This window comes from Rhizobium sp. BK491 (assembly GCF_014194925.1).
Lineage (GTDB): Bacteria > Pseudomonadota > Alphaproteobacteria > Rhizobiales > Rhizobiaceae > Rhizobium.
In genome coordinates this window covers 44,558-57,795 of record NZ_JACIAR010000013.1, presented here as the reverse complement: position 1 = coordinate 57,795, position 13,238 = coordinate 44,558, and the positions used below count along the sequence as shown (strand labels likewise).

General features: G+C 55.6%; 14 protein-coding genes and 2 pseudogenes. 8 read left to right on the top strand and 8 right to left on the bottom strand.

Features of this window, described 5'->3' with window-relative positions:
* Together FHX05_RS28010 and FHX05_RS28005 are read left to right on the top strand one after the other, a co-directional pair.
* On the top strand, positions 1-209 hold a 209-nt coding region (locus FHX05_RS28010; protein WP_183875976.1), incomplete at its 5' end, for a transposase domain-containing protein.
* A 63-nt stretch (positions 210-272) separates the two neighbouring features.
* Complete coding sequence (locus FHX05_RS28005; RefSeq protein WP_183875974.1) at positions 273-557, top strand: hypothetical protein; 285 nt, start codon at positions 273-275, stop codon at positions 555-557.
* 594 nt (positions 558-1,151) lie between these two features.
* On the opposite strand, the gene FHX05_RS30810 is transcribed toward FHX05_RS28005, so the two are convergent.
* The 4 genes and pseudogenes from FHX05_RS30810 to FHX05_RS30900 all read right to left on the bottom strand — a co-directional run bounded on the left by FHX05_RS30810 (position 1,152) and on the right by FHX05_RS30900 (position 2,838).
* On the bottom strand, positions 1,152-1,280 hold the full coding sequence (locus tag FHX05_RS30810; protein WP_281411899.1) for a hypothetical protein: 129 nt from the start codon (positions 1,278-1,280) through the stop codon (positions 1,152-1,154).
* Positions 1,258-1,607: pseudogene (locus FHX05_RS28000) on the bottom strand (DUF1612 domain-containing protein); the annotation flags it as partial. The pseudogene FHX05_RS28000 and the gene FHX05_RS30810, both read right to left, overlap by 23 nt.
* Before the next feature lie 109 nt (positions 1,608-1,716).
* The gene (locus FHX05_RS30585) at positions 1,717-1,938 is read right to left on the bottom strand and encodes a hypothetical protein (protein WP_246699134.1); all 222 of its coding nucleotides are present in this window, start codon (positions 1,936-1,938) and stop codon (positions 1,717-1,719) included.
* A 405-nt stretch (positions 1,939-2,343) separates the two neighbouring features.
* A complete protein-coding gene (locus FHX05_RS30900; RefSeq protein WP_348648351.1) occupies positions 2,344-2,838 on the bottom strand; it encodes a hypothetical protein in 495 nt (164 codons plus the stop codon).
* On the opposite strand from FHX05_RS30900, the gene FHX05_RS30580 reads away from it, so the two are divergent.
* Complete coding sequence (locus tag FHX05_RS30580; protein ID WP_348648350.1) at positions 2,837-3,421, top strand: transposase; 585 nt, start codon at positions 2,837-2,839, stop codon at positions 3,419-3,421. The genes FHX05_RS30900 and FHX05_RS30580 overlap by 2 nt on opposite strands.
* A gap of 2 nt (positions 3,422-3,423) precedes the next feature.
* On the opposite strand, the gene FHX05_RS27990 is transcribed toward FHX05_RS30580, so the two are convergent.
* Entirely contained in the window at positions 3,424-3,744 is a 321-nt protein-coding gene (locus FHX05_RS27990) for a hypothetical protein (RefSeq protein WP_113240632.1), read from the bottom strand.
* A gap of 234 nt (positions 3,745-3,978) precedes the next feature.
* Positions 3,979-5,421, bottom strand: coding sequence for an RtcB family protein (locus tag FHX05_RS27985; RefSeq protein WP_183875972.1), 1,443 nt, complete (start codon positions 5,419-5,421; stop codon positions 3,979-3,981).
* A 306-nt stretch (positions 5,422-5,727) separates the two neighbouring features.
* Here FHX05_RS27985 and FHX05_RS27980 point away from each other — a divergent pair, with 306 nt between their 5' ends.
* The 4 genes from FHX05_RS27980 to FHX05_RS27965 all read left to right on the top strand — a co-directional run bounded on the left by FHX05_RS27980 (position 5,728) and on the right by FHX05_RS27965 (position 8,755).
* Positions 5,728-6,255 (top strand): AAA family ATPase, encoded by a 528-nt coding sequence (locus tag FHX05_RS27980; protein ID WP_246699132.1) that lies wholly within the window; start codon positions 5,728-5,730, stop codon positions 6,253-6,255.
* Between the two features lie 183 nt (positions 6,256-6,438).
* Entirely contained in the window at positions 6,439-6,924 is a 486-nt protein-coding gene (locus FHX05_RS27975) for a DUF4946 domain-containing protein (RefSeq protein ID WP_183875970.1), read from the top strand.
* Between the two features lie 44 nt (positions 6,925-6,968).
* Positions 6,969-7,223 carry a hypothetical protein gene (locus FHX05_RS27970; RefSeq protein WP_183875968.1) on the top strand — a complete coding sequence of 85 codons (255 nt, stop codon included), beginning with the start codon at positions 6,969-6,971 and terminating at the stop codon, positions 7,221-7,223.
* Positions 7,224-8,356: 1,133 nt separating this feature from the next.
* The gene (locus FHX05_RS27965; protein WP_183875966.1) at positions 8,357-8,755 is read left to right on the top strand and encodes a nuclear transport factor 2 family protein; all 399 of its coding nucleotides are present in this window, start codon (positions 8,357-8,359) and stop codon (positions 8,753-8,755) included.
* Between the two features lie 487 nt (positions 8,756-9,242).
* On the opposite strand, the gene FHX05_RS27960 is transcribed toward FHX05_RS27965, so the two are convergent.
* A complete protein-coding gene (locus FHX05_RS27960) occupies positions 9,243-10,193 on the bottom strand; it encodes a hypothetical protein (RefSeq protein ID WP_183875965.1) in 951 nt (316 codons plus the stop codon).
* Positions 10,194-10,767: 574 nt separating this feature from the next.
* On the opposite strand from FHX05_RS27960, the pseudogene FHX05_RS27955 reads away from it, so the two are divergent.
* A pseudogene (locus tag FHX05_RS27955) lies at positions 10,768-11,824 on the top strand (IS66 family transposase); the annotation flags it as partial.
* 791 nt (positions 11,825-12,615) lie between these two features.
* On the opposite strand, the gene FHX05_RS27950 reads toward FHX05_RS27955, so the two are convergent.
* On the bottom strand, positions 12,616-13,137 hold the full coding sequence (locus FHX05_RS27950) for a hypothetical protein (protein ID WP_183875963.1): 522 nt from the start codon (positions 13,135-13,137) through the stop codon (positions 12,616-12,618).
* Between the last annotated feature and the right edge of the window lie 101 nt (positions 13,138-13,238).

Genomic DNA, 13,238 nt, shown 5'->3' with positions numbered 1-13,238 from the left:
AGAACGCGCTCTTCGCCGGACATGACGCTGGAGCGGAGAACTGGGCGATCATCGCCTCGCTGATCGAGACATGCAAGCTCAATACCGTCGATCCGCTCGCCTACTTGACCGCCACGCTGACCGCCATCATCAACGGCCACAGGCAGTCCCGCATCGATAAGCTTTTACCGTGGAACTATCCGGGCATGGCAAGCAATTTCCACACGTAGTAGCTCCCCCGTTGCGTCCGATCGCCTCTTTCGGAAGGGTGGTTCGTGAAGTAAAACACTTCGATGAAAAACGAACTTGTCCACGAAATCTGGCTCGATCCCGAGCCAGACGGTCAACTGCTCCCCGGCCTTTGTCTTGCTGGTCCAATGGGAGACAGCTTCAGAGCGCTCCTTAGCAAGGGGGCTGTTAAGGCTGGCGAGATAACTGGGCATAGCCATTTCGATGTCATGACGAAATACTGGAAGCTTCAGGGCTGGGGCGAGTACCAGACGGAGCACCGGCAGGATCACGAGCCATATCCTGACGAATGGGTTCTCATCCAACGCCCCTTTATCGACAGCATGTGAATTTGCGGCTTGACCGCGATCAACGCACACTCGCCTTGGGTCGGAACCGATCTTCAAAACGAATCCGCGTTTGGTGGTCAGGTGTGATTGGCACACCGCTTACGAAGAATCTCCCATCGGCAATATTGGACGGGGATCCCACTATTCGGTCTTCCGGACCGCTGAGTGGAGGGATGTCGCGCGAGAACCCCTGGATCAAGCCCAGATCCATGACTTCGCGGTCATCTGGGATGAGGATCACGACGAGCGGGTCATCGACGTCGCTGAACGCATCTACATGTCCGGATTGTTCTCACCAGTTCAATTCATCGGAGAGCGTAAGGGAGGCCTAGCGGTCATCGTGGCAGCTCGGTTCAGGTTCTATCATCCAGAGCCAGTCTATTTGAAATGGCAGAAGGACATCGAGCGTATCGCAAGCGATATCAACGGCGACTCGTGGAATGTCAATTTTGGAATGTTCGACAAGAGCGTAGGCTCCCCTCAACAGACAGACCCGACATACATCGTTCAGGATTCTGAGGACCGAGCCATCACGTACCTTCGCCACATCGACAATCTTTGGAACCTAGGCACGTGGGAATACAATTCCAGGCGTTACCCGCCACCACCGGAGCCCTTCCCGTTCCCTTCCGGGCTGCCCGGCATGCCGACAGTCCCCGTGCCGACATTCTTCTCACCGCCGCCCGTTGCGAAGCGATAGTCGATCCAATGAGGGCCGGTCATGTTCTTTCATGCCGATCTCGACCCTTACGATTCGGCCGCACGCGATAGCGAGCAGCCTGATTTCGCGGTCGCTGTGCCGGCGCCGATCAGTGGGAATGGTTTAAGACCGAGATTGACGGCGGTCAGGTGAGCGCCGGTGGCGATGCTGGCCCGACACAGTATCGACGCAACCAGCAGCCGACCGAGCCACGGCGCACGGTGCAGGACCGAAAGCTCATTCCAGGCATCGAGGACGACAATGGCCTGCAGCACTGCCGGCAAATGGTCGGCCTTGCGCAGCACGCCGCGCCACTCTTCGTCGTCCCAGTGTACGTGGGGCAGAAGGGGTGGCGCCGCCGGAGTTTCCGAGCTGACAACGACGGGCACGCAGTTAGCTGTGCATAAACATCGGCCTTGAATCCGACGACTGTCGTGGCCGATTCCGCCGGCGGGCAAATCATGATTCCTTCTCGCTATGGGCGAGAAGCCACTGCCGTCCGTTGAGCATGTCGAGACGCTGTCGCTGGTGGCGATGCGCCGGCTCGTCGGCGGCCTTGTCGAAGAGCTGCACACGCTGAAGGCCGACGTCGCGGCACTGCGGTCCGAGAATGACGCCTTGCGGCAAGACAATGCCGAACTCCGGTTGGAGAATGTCCGCCTGAAGGTTGAGAACCAGCAATTGCGTGACGAGATCGCGCGGCTGAAGAAACTGCCGCCGCGTCCGCCGTTTCGACCATCGGGTATGGACAAGGCAACAGATCCAGCCAGCGATAATCCTGGTGATGATCGAACAGCCGGCAAGCCGCCCCGCGGCCCTAAGCGCGACAAGAACCGGATCACCCGCACCGTGACGCTGAAGGCCGACATACCCGAAGGCTCACGTTTCAAAGGGTACAAAAGCTTCTTCGTGCGCGACCTGATACTTGCCGCGGAACTTGTCCATTATAGGCGCGAGCGCTGGCTGACGCCTCAGGGCAAACTGATCACGGCTCCCTTGCCAGACGGCGTCGCCTGCGGCTTTGGTCGCAACTTGCGTCGGATCTGTCTGGCGCTGCATGCGCAGGGGCAAGTCACGACGCCCAGGCTAACCGCGATTCTCAACAGCATCGGCATCGAGATCTCGAAGCGACAGGTCGTGCGATTGCTCACCACCGACCTTACGCCGTTCGTCGAGGAAGACAGTGCCGTTCTGCATGCCGGGCTGGTTTCGGCGTCCTTCATCACTGTTGATGATACCGGCGCCCGCCATTTCAGGCGCAACGCTTACACCACCCAGATCGGCGGCGAGCGCTTTTCCACCTTCCGCACCGGTTTTTCCAAATCGCGGCTCAACTTTCTGTCGATCCTGAAGGCAGGCCATCAGGACTATATCCTGAATGAGGAGGCGATGAACTGGCTGCGGACACAGGGTACTGTCGAGCAGACGACTATGGAAAAGCTCGCCACCAGGTCCACCACCATCTTTGCCGATCAGGTTGCCTTCCTGGAGTACTTGACTGGCAGAGGTATTGATATCTTTGACCGGCAACTGATACGCCCGCTTGTCGAAGCCGGCAGTTGGGGCACGATCCGCCATCATGGTCTGCTCGGCAACACGGTCATTGTCTCCGACGACGCTGGCCAGTTCCGCGTTCGGCAACCACGCCCTGTGCTGGATCCATTGCGAGCGTCTGTTACAAAAGCTGATGCCGGCCAAATCAAAGGAGGTGCGTGCTGTCACCCTCATTCGCGACCTTGTCTGGCGTTTCTACAGGGCGCTGAAGGCTTGGAAGCAAAACCCCGCTCCGCAAGCAATCCCGGCTTTCCGACGACGGTTCGATCGCATCTTCACCCTGCGCACCGGCTATGACGCCCTCGACAAGTTGCTCGTGCGCTTGCATCGACGGGGACGGGAACTTCTCAAAGTCCTCGAACATCCCGAGATTCCACTGCATACCAACGCCTCCGAGAACGATCTGCGAACCTTCGTCACCAAGCGAAAGATCTCCGGTGGCACGATGAGCCTTGACGGTCGTATCGCTCGCGACGTCATGCTCGGCTTACTGAAGACCTGCCAGAAGCTCGGCATCTCATTTTATACCTATCTTGGTGACCGCCTCGGTCTTGCCTCCGCCGGATTGACAATTCCGCCGCTGGCTGACCTTGTCCTGGCGACAAACTGAGATCAGCCTTTTCTCGAAAACGGCACCAGCTTGCCGGACCGTGTTTCTTCAACCCGGCTTTCTTTCCGCAGCAACTGCGGGGAAACATTCCACTGGCGTCCGTTGTCGGCGTGCACCGTCACCGTCTTACGGTTCCGACGGATCACGATGCCCGCTTGCGTCTGGCCGCTATTGTCTTCGAACATGACACGCTCACCGATCGCCAGCTCGAGCAGCGCGTGGGTGGTCTTTTGCTGATGCAGAAAATGCAGTCGATCAACGATCTGATCGTGCAGCTCGATCAGTTCCGATTCACTCAAGCCGTCAAGATTGATCTTGTGCATCTCGATGCCTCCATACAAGACAATCGTCGCTCCGAAAATGCATCGACGCAATGCCGGCTCATCGACGACCCGCAGGATCCTTCAGCTGCTGAATTCTGCTCGCCGCCACCCCTTTTGCTCCGCGTACGTGGATCGGGTTAACGGGGGCATAATCGGTAGCGCGGCATGGCGCCACCGATCGCAATGCAATATTCATCGACCACGAAGAGCTCGCTGCCCATCGCTATCGCGGCGTCATCCCTTCACCGTAATCAGCGGCCTGATTTTCGCCACTCTTCTTATCATGCCTGCGTCGGCCATTGGCGCCACGATGTTGTCGATGGGCTTATATGCTCCTGGAGCCTCTTCTCTGAGGCGAGCCTCTATCTCAGTCACGATATCTTGCCTTGCTCGCAATGTCGGGCTTTGCGGATCAACGGGCCCGATCACGCGCAATGAACCGTCGATAGTCGTTTTCGAGCGTGCTTCCTGCCGTGATAACTTGCGTCCCGCGCCATGGGCGGCCGACTCCAGAAAGTTGACTGAACCGCATCCCGCAAGCAACCAAATACCATCCCCCATCGAGCCGGGAAGGATGACCGGTTCACCAAGCCATGCATATGGACTGGAAGCCATAAATCCAACGCCTTTGGCCGAGCAGGCACCTTTCCTGTGGCGGATGATATTTCCGCTTTCCCAAACAGTATTGTGAGGGGCGTCGTAGACGAGATGGTGGGCGATCTCCCGTCCCAACACACGCGCGACAGCCTCAATCGCCGCCAGGCCGATAAAGAAGCGGTTGGCGAAAGCGGCATTTACCGCATTTGCGTGGCCATTCATATATCGTCGGTAGAGATGCGGGTGCAGCTCCATGGATAGTATCCGCCAATCTTCACCAGCGTCTGCGCCAGCCCTCAATCTTTCCTTCGTTGCGGTACCAATTCGCTGGCCAAAGTCGAGCGAGCCAGAATGGACGACAAGGACGACCGAGCCAGATTTCAGCCCGGCGGCCCTGGCAAATGCACCATCGACGACCTGATCGACATATCCGAGTTCAACAAAGTGGTTCCCGCCGCCGATCGTTCCGAGCATAGCATCGCGGCGGTGGCAATGATCGATCTGCGCATAATCCGCAAAATCAGGGTCGATACCCTCACATGAGAAAACGCCATTGTCCGACTGGCGTTCGAGATCGGCCCACGTCCGCGAAAGATCCAGTTTGGAGAGTAAGCCTGTGCTTGCCCGTTCCAGGTTCTCGATGAGCCCGGGTAGACCTTCGCGTAGAATGGCGTGCCGGTCTGATCCCGTCAAAGCGATGTCCCGCCCTCCCTGGAAGAAGAGATGGCGAAGATGATGGTCCAAAAGCGGGGTCGACAATTGGTCGGCCGAAACGTCCTCGAGCACGATCATGCGCATTCCGCAACCGATGTCAGACCCGATCATGTGTGGCAGGACCGCACCTTCGAGGTCTGCGACCACGCCAACCGGAACGGGTTTGCCCGGATGAAAGTCTGGGGTTGTGACGGCCGTACGCAGCGAGGCATTCCTCTTAGCCAACGCCCCAGGCGTAGGCAGAGCGCTCGCAAGATCTGCTAGTGATTGTGAAAAACTTCGCTCCGGTTCGTCGTGTGCTACGACCGACCTGATGACATGCCCAGCGATGTTACTGGTGCGGCAGATGAATGATGGCGCGTTCATGTTGTTCTCCGTGAGTGCCTGGGTTCAGCAGCCGCGGCAATACGGAGTGCCAGAGCGTATGGCATGGCGGGATCGAAAACTCAATCTCTTTGTCAAGTTGATGCTGAGGGAATGCGAGCGAAGGGGCCGTGCGCGGGCAGGTGAAACGCCGCGCCAACAAATCTGCACCAATTACTAAAAGGGGTAAGTGGGGCAAATTCGAGGGTAGCCCAAATCGCTGGGCAACTGCCGCCGCTGCGGCTTTCGATATTGAATTGAATTTCACCGTCGAGTCTAATCTGCGGCGCCTGAATGTGGGAGAGACCATTGCACCCAGCACATCTTGAAGACCTTCGGCGGATACTGATCTTTGGGAACGGTGGGACAGGTAAAACATGGCTTGCTCGGGAAGTCGCCGCCATCATCAAACGTCCTATTGTTCATCTCGACGACTTGCGTTGGGTTTCCGGTCAGTATGGTGTCGCAAGAGACAACCAGCTCGTGCTCAGTGAGGTTGTCGACGCCGGAAGAGCCGAGACCTGGTTGATGGAAGGCGTATACGGCTGGCTGGCGAACGCCGTGTTGTCACGGGTAACCGCGTTGGTCTGGATTGATCTTCCAGAGGAAGAGTGCGTTGCCAACATCAGAGCCAGAGGCATTCAAGGCGGGGGCAGCGAGGAGAGTTTCCAAGAGCTTATCGACTGGGTGAGAGAATATCGCCACCGGGAAAACTCCTCGACCTGCTATTTGGGACATCAAAAGCTGTTCGATGCATGCTCAGCTTCAAAAGTGATCCTAAGGAGCAGGCAGGATATTCGCGCATATGCAGAGAATATCCGTGCATTTTTAGCATAGATAGCAGGCGAACTGGCGCGGCCGCCCATCCGGATGGAGGCGGGACTGATGGACATTGTCTTCCGGCATCGGTTATAGCCTTCATTAGATTTATGTCTCAGGCGCCCCACCAGATTGGGCATTGAATTGAAGACGATGTCGATGCGTGCCTTTTCTGCCATGCTGATCATGGTGCTCTTGCCGATGGTGCCGGCTGCGGCCGCCTCTTCGATCACGTGGCCGCAAGGATGGGAATTGCGGCAGTCGCCGGTGCCGACGTCAAACTCGGGCGAAAAATTCGATGGGTCGAACCGATTGGCGGTCAAGGTTGACAAGTCGGGACAGATGCTTGCGGTGCTGAACCTCATTGTGCTTGCGATTAAGCAAGGCGATAAGCCCACGCTGGAAAACCAGACGGCATCGCTGGCCAATACCATGCGCGCCGCATATGCGGAGAAGGGAATGACGTCGTCTTGTCAGGAGCCGCAAGACACGACGCTCGACGGTTTTCCGGCTCGGCAGATGCGATGCATAGTGCTGAAGGACAAGGCGGATGTTCTGGAACAATTGTTGATCGTCACCATCGGACGGCACACGGTGCAAGCGTTGAGCCTTACCGCGTCGCCGGCCAATTTCAAAACTTATGAGCCGGATTTCATAGCGACCCGCGACAGTTTGCGGATTGATTGAACCTCCGGGGCGAGGCCAGGTGAATGGCACGCCGCTGAGCATCTGTGGGCATCGCGGGGGCCGATGGGCTAAATGCCGGCGATGTCATCCTGGCTAGTCTCGCCGGCCAGACAGTTCAGCAGAGGAGTGATCGCGGGCCGGCATATGTGCGGCACACCGCCGCCCGGAAGCCATCGGCTACTCTCGCAAAGCCGATGGGCGCGACCACGCCTCCCCAAGGCGATGTCGGCGCGGACCAATATCTCCTCGGCCAGCGCCACGCCCTTGCCGGTGGCCGCCGCGTCAGGGCGAAGAAATGATGCACGTGCTCGACTAGCCTGTCGGACTCCACATGCTTTCCCGGGAAGTGCTCCCATGCCTCCAACGAATGGACGGAACTTTCTGCAAGAGACGCGCGGGAGCGAACAAGTGATGCTCATCGCGTTTCATGAGATAACCGGGCACGCAGACTGGACGATAGCGCGTGTCGCCTAGGCGCGGATAATCCCTGCAGGCGTTGTGACAGCCAGCGAACCGAGAACGTCGTGCTCAGCTCTTCACGAAGGGCTGCGTTTTCGGTGTCAAGCTTCGCGTGCCTGACTGCAGTCTGTTCCGCTCGTTTCAGCAGGAACTCGCTGAGCAAGTGGCTGAAGACGCCGCCACCGCAAATGCCCCACTTACCCGCGAACGTAACTGGGGCAAATTTTCTGGCAATGCAGAACCGCCCAGCATTGCACAAGCGGGTTTCGATTGCGATGGACAGTGAAAACTGCTTTTCTAATGCGAATTGCAAGTGGCGGGACAGCAAAAGGCTGTGGTTCAGATGGCCCCTTATCTGCTATTGTTTTTCATCGTCGTCACGTGCGGCCTCGTCAATATGACACGCCCTCGAAACTCTATTCGACCAGGGAGTGACCGAGACATCGAAAACGCTTACAAAGCGGCTTTCAAGATTGAATCCAAGGAGACGGTAGAGCGACGAAAGCTCATAAGCTTCCTTCTGGTGATTGCATTGCTAATCGACATGCTCCTCATCGTGTGGATAGTTCGCTACGCCTAATACCTCGGCGCGCTACGCGCGAAGAGACCCCTGGATGCGCGAGATGGCTCCGTCTCACGAATTTTTTGGATTGATTTGGAAGCGCGTTTCTGCCTTCAAGTCTGCCCCACTTACAGGTCACCCCGAAACCCGGTAACTAGGGCAGATTTGGTGGCAGTGCCAGTTTGACAAGCCAAGGCCGGGGCGGCTGGCCGCTTTATGCCGTGGCGAGTTTGCGTCTGGACAGTGCCGCACACCTGTGAAATATCTCGACCATGGAAACCGCCCGCACCTCGCTGATTATTCGCGCCGTTCTTTGAATGGTGGGTTTGTGCGTTTTTGGTTTTCAGATGCAACCCGCCCGGTAAGGCGGGTTTTGCTTTTCCTGTCTTCCGGCCTCAACAGGAGACAGATATGTCACGTCACGATCTGCAGCATGTGGTCGAAGCCGCCGACAAGGCCATCATGGCGGAGGATTTCGATTCCCTCATGGACTTTTACGATGAGCAGGCGACACTCGTCATCCGACCGGGACTGAACGCTTCCGGTAAGGAGCAGATCCGCAAGGCCTTCTTGGCGATCGCCAATCATTTCAATCACTCGCTTCGGATCTCTCAGGATCAGATGGTGGTAATTGAGGGTGCGGATATGGCCCTTGTTCTGGCCGAGGCCGTTCTCGATGCCGCCGGGCCGGATGGCGTGCCGATCTCGCTCGCACGGCGCGCGACCTATGTGTTCCGAAAGAATGCCGAAGGCAAATGGCTTTGCACGATCGACAATTCCTATGGGACCGATCTGCTCGACGAGCGATAGGACAATGGTGGAAGAGATCATTCTGGCGATAAACCAGAACGATCTCGATCGAGCGGAGTGCGGGGTGCCACCCCTTTTGCCCCACGTACCCCGATCTCGGGGCGAGATTCTCAAGTTTCTGTTTCATTAACCATATGAATTAACGCCGTTCTTTTGCCATAGTGAATCTAAATTGGCTTCTACTTCCGTTGGCCATACACCGTTTTGACGGAGCTCTAACCATCGATAGGTATCAAGTATCGATAGTGATGGTTTTCGAGCCGCAAAACAGGATGTCAGTCACCCTGGATGACCGGAAACCATTAGTTTTCCGGCCTTTTAAAAGGATTTCTGCGAGGTTCGGCGGAAAGCCACATCCGATCGTCGAGGAACGATCTCCGTCGCGATTGTATTACTCGGGTGAACTTCGTTCCAGGATAGGAAGACAACGCTCCATCAAGCGACTTGCTCATCGCGATGATCGGCAACTATTTGAAATCAATCGCCGTCAGGAACCAAAGAGGACTTTCAATATTGCCACAATCGCGCTCACGAGAACTGCCAGCGTGACGCAAACATTCTTCGACACCGCCAGACGTTCAACGACAAGGGCGACTGGCTTCAACGTAATGCCCCGGCTCCAATATACGGTTGCCCCCAAGAAGCATGACAGTGTAAACAAGATAAGAGGTATAAGAGCCTCAAGTGCAGCATATTGGGTTAGAGCGATTATCGAAAAACTGAATGGTGGTGTGGGAGGGCTATAGCACCTGAGCGTTAGGAATGACCTAAACTCAAAATTTTCCATTAGCGGAAGGAGCAATCCATTTCTGCCAAATTGAATATAGCTTTCCGAACCGAACGGGATTCCGAATTTCGAAGTGCTGAAGTCGAGCGAAACGGGAAGGTAGATAGCATGTAGAAGGCGGATCACAAGAAATGCAGATAGCGGCACTCCGATGACGACCACGAAACTGTGGTATTTCCGACTTCCTGACGTAATCTTCCTGAGAAACCAGATTGTTGCAGACCAGGTTAAAAGATCAAATATAAAGTTGATGAAAAACACCTTGATCATAACGGGCGCCAAATAAAATGGAACACCCAACGCTAGATAAAACGGTGGCGCGCGACAACTATCACTGTCATTCCATATGGATTTTAGATAACTTAAAAATATATATGAAAAAACCATCACAAACGTAAATATAACGCTTATGAAGAGCGTCTTTAAGAAAAATTTTATACTGAAAACCCTATTCGAAAGAATGCTTTCGAAAAATAAAAGCAGCTTTATAGCTGGACCTTTATAAAGTCGATCCCAGTCACCCTCTTCAATTGCCACGTAGAAATCGGCAAGGCGGTCTCGAAGTTTTTTGTTTCCTTTTTCACCTAATATGAAATCCAGCAATGCTCCCAGCGGGACTAAAATTGTTGAAATATAAATAAATGTCGCCATCCATATGGCCCCACCTTTTGTTCGCACAATACTTAAATTGTATTGCGATCGCAACTATAATCAACGGCTTGACCTGATCCGAACAGCCTTTTTGATCTTGCTACGGGCGGGACGATACCTGAGAACCTTTGACTTGAACGCTTACGGTTCGAAGTTAAGTCACGCCTGCTTCGACGCTCTCGGTTTCAGGCGATGCTAAATCCGGCGCCGTCAACTTATGTTTGCTTGAATAGCCAACAGACGGTCTACGGTCTGAATATGGCGCTAACGCAAACCGCCCCCAGAGATGGTTCCGACCGTGCGGGTTGAACCGCGCCGGCTTTACCGGCGACCGCTTGGGTTAAGTTATGCGTCCAATGCTGGTGCCCCCAGCATGACCGCTTACGTTGATCGTAAGCGCGAATTTCTCCGCACCTTCTGCAATTGAGTGAGCTTTGGCATGTGGTGTCCACTTAAAAGAGGTGGACACCAAGTTATGGATGAAGGTCAAAAACTCGCGGTCCGGCTGGTCGGTCGGAATGGAAGACGCCGCTTCGATCAAGGGTCGAAAGATCGTCTTGTTGCAGCCTGCCTTGTGGTAATCGCACCGATGCCGCCCCAACCCTTGCCGGGCAGCATCGCTACCGCCTCGACGCTGGCCTTCGCACTCGTCCACAAATACGTCGACGGCACGCCGCTCTACCGCGTGGCGCAAACGTTCGAACGCGCCGGCGTTCCGATCAGCCGGGGCGCTCTCGCGCACTGGGTGATCGGTTCGAGCGAGAGGCACCTGCATCGCATCTATGATGCGCTGAGATTGCGGCTGCGATCGCAGCCTCTCATTCACGGCGATGAGACGACCGTTCAGGTCCTGAAGGAAAAGGACAAGGAAGCCACCAGCACGTCGTACATGTGGGCCTACCGCAGCGGCGAGGATAGTAACCAGCCGATTGTATTGCTCGACTACCAGCCAGGCCGTGGTCAGATTTACCCGCAGACCTTTCTCGGTGATTACCGCGGCATATTGGTGACCGACGGCTACAGCGCATGGCGCAATCCATTTGGGGTGCATGGCACATTCACGGCGGCGCTTCGTCGAGGCTCTCAAAACCAGGAAGAATGGAGGCGGACCGCCGGAACAGGCACTCCGGTTCTTCGAGCAGCTCTACCGGATCGAAAAGCAGGCGCGAGACAGAAAGCCCGACGCCGGCGAAACGCAGGCCGATTGCATTCGCCGTTTCCGGCAACGGCACAGCTTGCCTGTCCTCAACGCCCTAAAGGCATGGCTCGATACCATCGCGCCTAAGGTCATGCCGGATACCAAGCTCGGCGATGCCGTGTCCTACACCCTGAACCAATGGGATTACCTGACACGCTATACCGGCGACGGCAGCATGCCGATCGATAACAACATTCTGGAACGCGACATCAGAGTTTTTGCCACCGGAAGAAAATCGTGGCTGTTCAGCGATACCGCCGACGGAGCCAAGGCCAGTGCCGTGATCTACAGTCTGATGCTGACTTGCAGGGCCTGTGGCGTCGATCCACTCACTTGGCTGCGCCACGTACTCACTGAGTTGCCTCAGCGCGAAGAAGCCGCCGACATTGCCGATCTGCTGCCGTTCAACTTCTCCAAAACCTCCGCCGACTGATAGAGCCAAATATCGCTACGCAGGAGCGGCCGCGTCAGCGCTGCCGCCGATGTCAATGCGCATAGAAAATCGCGCTCACCGTTGATCTGGAGCCGCAAATCAGCGAAACGTCTTACCGGAAATGTGCCCGCTCACTCTCGGACAGCTCCTTGCAGAAGATTTCGACGTGAACAGTGCGAAATCGCTCGATCAGCTCCTTGCTTCCAGCCTTTCGCCACTAGGACGTTATCTCGGCGATCAAGCAGGCTATCGAGGTGGGTTCCTCTTAGATTCTAGGGCCACCGTCAGACGAGGGGAAAAGTTCAATAGACTCGTCCCAATCTTCATCATTTACAAGACCTGCTCCCAATATCGATTTGGCCGGGGGTAGAACCGGAAGCGTTTGACCACCAGCAGCCTTGATCACGTCGAAGACTTCTTGGGCCGTGTTGATCACCGGAATTTTCTTTTCGCCGATCAAAAAGGCCGAGTTGTAGCCGCTGATGTTGACTTCGTTTTCGGTGATCTGAAGCGGTCGCTTTGCTCGCGCTCCATCGAAGTAGATCGGTCAGTGGTTTTTGGATGAGAGCAGGCTTAAAGGCTTGGGCCGCTCAGCGTCTGCAAGAGCCTTCACATCTACCGGTGTTTCCAAGCAGTATGTCTTATCGGTGACAGTGAGGATCATGCCGTTCGCCGGAGAGCTGTTCTCGACTTCAATCGGCTTGAGAACGTTCCGCGTGTATAGGATTTCGGTAGCCACTATCGGCTTGTCACCTTGTGGTGGGGGCAATGCACTTCCATGAGATTCCCCTTCAATTTCCCTGCTGCTTTTCTGTATGTAATACGGCAATCATGTTGCCAAACCCATCGAGCGATAGGTTCTTGGCTGCGTCAGGTCCAGCTGCGACTAAGAAATCCTTTACGTCCCGAGGACTGATGTTCCCATGGAAAGCCTGCCAAGACTTGAGGACCATCTCCAGGTTGGGCTGCCATTGATCCGGCTGATCATATAACCCGCGAAGCCGGATTATTTCCAAGAGTTCGCCCGATATTACAGTCGCATCACCGTTTTCGTAATTATCAGCAATGAGCAGGGATGTGATCAGTGCAACCATATACACGTCCCCAGCACGAATCCCTTGCATAAATCCCTGCATCTTCGAGCAAATTTGAGCTTCTTCCGCGTGTGAGATCAGTAGTTTCTCACCGGTCGGGATCGCATCGCAATGTTCAACAGGCGTCGTATCTTTCAACAGGTCACGATAGTCCGCCAGAGACGGGTTAGCGAAGAGGAGGACTAGTAACGCCGTCGAAGATGCCAGCTGCTTGTGCACGTGAGTTTGCCTCGATTTGTTTAAAAGGGAGACACGATCCGGGCGCGAACCATGGGACGAGATTATGAAGTAGCTGCCTTTGTCGACCGAACAGCTCCGTA

What these genes read in the sequence shown, in the direction of transcription:
- FHX05_RS30580 (WP_348648350.1), top strand. Translation starts at nt 2,837, where the DNA reads ATGGTCTGCTCGGCAACACGGTCATTGTCTCCGACGACGCTGGCCAGT.
- FHX05_RS28005 (WP_183875974.1), top strand. Translation starts at nt 273, where the DNA reads ATGAAAAACGAACTTGTCCACGAAATCTGGCTCGATCCCGAGCCAGAC.
- FHX05_RS27965 (WP_183875966.1), top strand. Translation starts at nt 8,357, where the DNA reads ATGTCACGTCACGATCTGCAGCATGTGGTCGAAGCCGCCGACAAGGCC.
- FHX05_RS30810 (WP_281411899.1), bottom strand. Translation starts at nt 1,280, where the DNA reads ATGACCGGCCCTCATTGGATCGACTATCGCTTCGCAACGGGCGGCGGT.
- FHX05_RS27975 (WP_183875970.1), top strand. Translation starts at nt 6,439, where the DNA reads ATGGTGCCGGCTGCGGCCGCCTCTTCGATCACGTGGCCGCAAGGATGG.
- FHX05_RS27990 (WP_113240632.1), bottom strand. Translation starts at nt 3,744, where the DNA reads ATGCACAAGATCAATCTTGACGGCTTGAGTGAATCGGAACTGATCGAG.
- FHX05_RS27960 (WP_183875965.1), bottom strand. Translation starts at nt 10,193, where the DNA reads ATGGCGACATTTATTTATATTTCAACAATTTTAGTCCCGCTGGGAGCA.
- FHX05_RS30900 (WP_348648351.1), bottom strand. Translation starts at nt 2,838, where the DNA reads ATGATGGCGGATCGTGCCCCAACTGCCGGCTTCGACAAGCGGGCGTAT.
- FHX05_RS27985 (WP_183875972.1), bottom strand. Translation starts at nt 5,421, where the DNA reads ATGAACGCGCCATCATTCATCTGCCGCACCAGTAACATCGCTGGGCAT.